At 62.9% G+C, this 3625-nt stretch carries 3 protein-coding genes; all 3 read right to left on the reverse strand.

Features of this window, described 5'->3' with window-relative positions; genetic code table 11:
- On the reverse strand, positions 1–728 hold a 728-nt coding region (locus WCG50_RS18245; RefSeq protein WP_336901020.1), incomplete at its 3' end, for an RNA pseudouridine synthase.
- A gap of 26 nt (positions 729–754) precedes the next feature.
- Positions 755–1573: a M90 family metallopeptidase gene (locus tag WCG50_RS18250; protein ID WP_336901021.1), complete on the reverse strand. Its 819-nt coding sequence runs from the start codon at positions 1571–1573 to the stop codon at positions 755–757.
- Between the two features lie 79 nt (positions 1574–1652).
- Positions 1653–3332, reverse strand: coding sequence for an MBL fold metallo-hydrolase (locus tag WCG50_RS18255; protein ID WP_336901022.1), 1680 nt, complete (start codon positions 3330–3332; stop codon positions 1653–1655).
- Between the last annotated feature and the right edge of the window lie 293 nt (positions 3333–3625).

Raw genomic sequence — 3625 nt, forward strand, 5'->3', positions numbered from 1 at the left:
ACGCGGCCGACGCGGATGCGTTTCATGCTCAACAGCTGCAATTTCAGGCGCTCGCACAGGTAGGCAATCAGGCCGGGGTGCTCACCTTTGATGGCAAAGCGCAGTTTGGTGGAGGTGTCGCTGGCGCTGTTGAGACTGACTTTGACCGGGGGCAAGGGGTGGCCATCGGTGACGAGGCCGTGGTTGAGCCGGTCGATCAGCCCCGGGGCGACTTCTCCGGCCACTTCGACAATGATTTCCTGCTCGATGACTCCGGCGTCTTCGTCCAGCTTGCGCAGCACGCGCCAGTCTTGCGTGAACACCACCAGACCGCTGGCGCCCGTTTCAAGTTCCACGGCCGGTGTCAGGTGGGCAAAGTGGCGCTTGAGCAGACGAATGCCCGAGGCGTCATCGCTGGCGTGGTTGGCTGTGGTGAGCAGTTGCTGGGCTGGTTTGATTTTCTTGTTGGCCTCGCCCAACTCGGCCAGCGCATCAAAACCGGGTGGCTTGTGCAGCAGCAGGGTCACGTCCACCAGTTCCATCAGGCTGGCGTTTTTGTCAATCTCGACCTTGTGGTCCGAGACCCGAAACATCGGTTCTTCGACGACTTTGCCGTTGACGCTGACCCAGCCGCCTTCAATGTATTGCTCGGCCTCGCGGCGTGAGCAGGGCACGATTTCGGCGACGCGTTTGGCCAGTCGTTCGTCGTGGCGGGGCGCGTTGGGGGCAGGTTTTTTGTTCGGATGCATGGCGTTGATTTTACCTGCCCCAACTTTTACCAGCTCAGCGGATCAAGGCGGTAGAGCTGGCTGAGTTCCCGGTACAGGTGGGGGTGCTCGTCGGCCATGCGCTGGGGTTGCTCAAAGAAAACCTCCGAGACCACCGCGAAGAATTCGGCCGGGTCGGTGGCGCCGTAATCGCTGAACAAGGAGGCTTGGGCTTGCACCGCGCGACCTTGCAAGGCATTGAACTCGGCCCCCAGCACCTCGGCCCAGCGCGCATAGTGCTCACGCCGTGCCAGGGCGGGCGCGCCATTGGCCGCGCCGGTTTCCTGGTCGAGCTGATGGGCAAACTCATGAATCACCACGTTCTGGCCGTCGTGCGGACTGGCCGCGCCAGCCAGCGTGTCTTGCCACGACAAAATCACTTGCCCATCAGACCAGGATTCGCCCGACAGCGCCTGATGGCCCTGGTGCAGGATGCCGCTGCCATCGGTATGCGCCCGCTGCACCACAAAGCCGCCGGGGTAAACCAGAATCTGCCGTAGTTGCGGGTAATAACCGCCCGGGCGGTTGAGCAGCAGCAGGCAGGCTTGGGCCGCCACCGTCACCCGAATGTCATCGGTCATGGCCAGCCCACCGCAGCCAATGAAGGCTTTCTCGGCCAGAAAAACCTGAATGTGTTTTTTGAGTTGTAGTTGCAAGTCTGCCGGCATGGCGCGCACATAAGGCACGCGTCGTTTCAGAATGGCGCGCCAGTCAGCGGGGAAGGGCTGGGCTTGAATTTTCTGGCGTTTGCGCGCCAGTCTGTAAGGCTGGCTCAGCAACCACGCGATAAACAGCAAGGCCGCGAGGACAAGAAGGAGGGCGGGCAAGGGGTGGCCTGGTAGGGGTTGCAACAGACCCGTAGCTGGGTCTGCGAGGCGCTGTTTTCAAGCCGCAGGCGCCGTCATTTCAAGGCAGCGAGGCATCGATGTGCGCCACATGCGCCATCAGCGAGCGCTTGGCCACTGGCCACATGCGCGTCGGCACGTCGTCATAAGCGGCCGCCAGCCAGTCGTCCAGCGTGCCCAGCGGCTGCGCTTGCATGACCTGCAAAATTTTGGCTTCGCGTTTGACTCGGTGCGCTTTAAGACGCGTAATCGTGGCGGCGGCCTCGCCTTCGAAGCCGCCGATGACGTAGCCGTGCGCGGGCAGGATGAACCCGATCTGGTACTCGGTGCAGGCGGCGCTCAGCACGTCCAGCGAGTGGAGGTAGTCGGCCATGTTGCCATCGGGTGGGTCAATCACCGTGGTGCTGCCGTTCAGGACGTGGTCGCCACTGAACAGCAAACCGTCTTCCAGCAACACCAGACACAGGTGGTTGGCCGCGTGGCCGGGGGTGTGGATGACTTTCAGGGTGTGGCTTGATTTATGTGCCAAATCAGGGTCTAGACCCCGTGGAATAAGCGTGAGTAGCTCCTGATTTGAGAGTGCTCTGTCGGGGGTGAAGGCGCTGGCGGTGCGCGCGGTGGGCGCCGAGGGCAGCCCCAAAATGGGCGGACGCGCATGGCCCGACTGTTTGCACAGCGCCTGCAAGGGGCGGGCGCCGGGCGAGTGGTCCGGGTGCGAGTGGGTGCAGATGATCATGTGGATGTTGCCGCCGGTGGCGCGCCACAATTTTTCGAGGTGGTCGGGGTCGGCCGGGCCGGGGTCGATCACGCAATAGCCTGAGGTCGGGTCGCCCACCAGGTAGCTGTTGGTGCCGGGGCCGGTCATGGCGCCGGGGTTGGGCGCGGTCAGGCGCATCACGTTTTTCAGCAAGGGCACCGTTTGCTCGCATTGCCAGTCCAGCGCATGGCCGGGTTGCCCGTCCGGGCAGACCAGGGCCAGTTCGCCAAACGGGTTTTCGTGCTCCATGAACTGCGTTTCACGCCCGGCCACCAACCCGACCCGCGGGCAACTGGTCCACAGCGGTTGCTCGGTGACGGCGCAGGCGTGTAGCACATCGGCCACGTGGGTGTAGGTCAGCAGGTATTCCAGCGTTTTGATCGTCGGGTAAATGATGAAGAACTGGCCCGCCTTGTGCTTCGCCAGCGCCTCCGCCGGACGCACCCAAACCGGCTCAAATTGCTCGGTTTCGTCGGCCACCGGGGTCTGGCCTTCGGGCATGCGGGCGACCAGAAACGGCACGTCAAATCGGCGCATCAAATTGCGGTCGGTGATCCAGTGGGCCAGCACAAACACCTCGTGGGCTGCCAGCGTCAGGCCCAAAGTCTGGCACTGCTCAACGAAGGGCTCGTCGCGGCTGAGTCGTGCAATGTCGCTCTGGTTGGCGGGGCTGCCGTCGGCCCGGCGCGCCAGCAGCACGCCTAATTCTTCAAAACTCTCGCGGATGGCGGCGATGGCCTGCGTCAGGTGCAAGTCGCTCTGGCTCGGTCGCCGACTGGCATGGGCGTGGCTGGAAGCATCCAGTGCATCAACCCCGCCACCGGGGAAGACGTAGGCGCCGGGTACAAAGCTGGCGGTCATGGAGCGGCGCGTCATCAGCACCTCGATGCCGCTCGCGGTGTCGCGCAGCAGCAAGACCGTGGCGGCGGGGCGGGTGGCGACCGGTTCGCGCCAGGGATGCAGGAGTTGTGTGAGTCTGACCATGCAGTGATTTTGCACGGGATTGCGGAGTGGGTCAGGGAATATGGCGCCGGTGGCATCACGTCAAATCATTGATGCTTTATTTGCCGGGGATGTTCGCCCCGGCACCGACATGGCGAGACTTTAACGGCGCAAGGTGACAGTTTGAAGACAGGACCCGCCCATTCACGCGCCTTGAATGCCGTGTGTTTTCCTGGGTGTCGGCCGGGGCGTGGTCGGTCAAGCAGGGATAATTCATCCATGCAAATTAGATTTACCAAAATGCAGGGCGCCGGCAACGACTTTGTGGTGCTCGA

It is taken from the genome of Rhodoferax sp. (assembly GCF_037143375.1).
Classification (GTDB): Bacteria; Pseudomonadota; Gammaproteobacteria; order Burkholderiales; family Burkholderiaceae_C; genus Rhodoferax.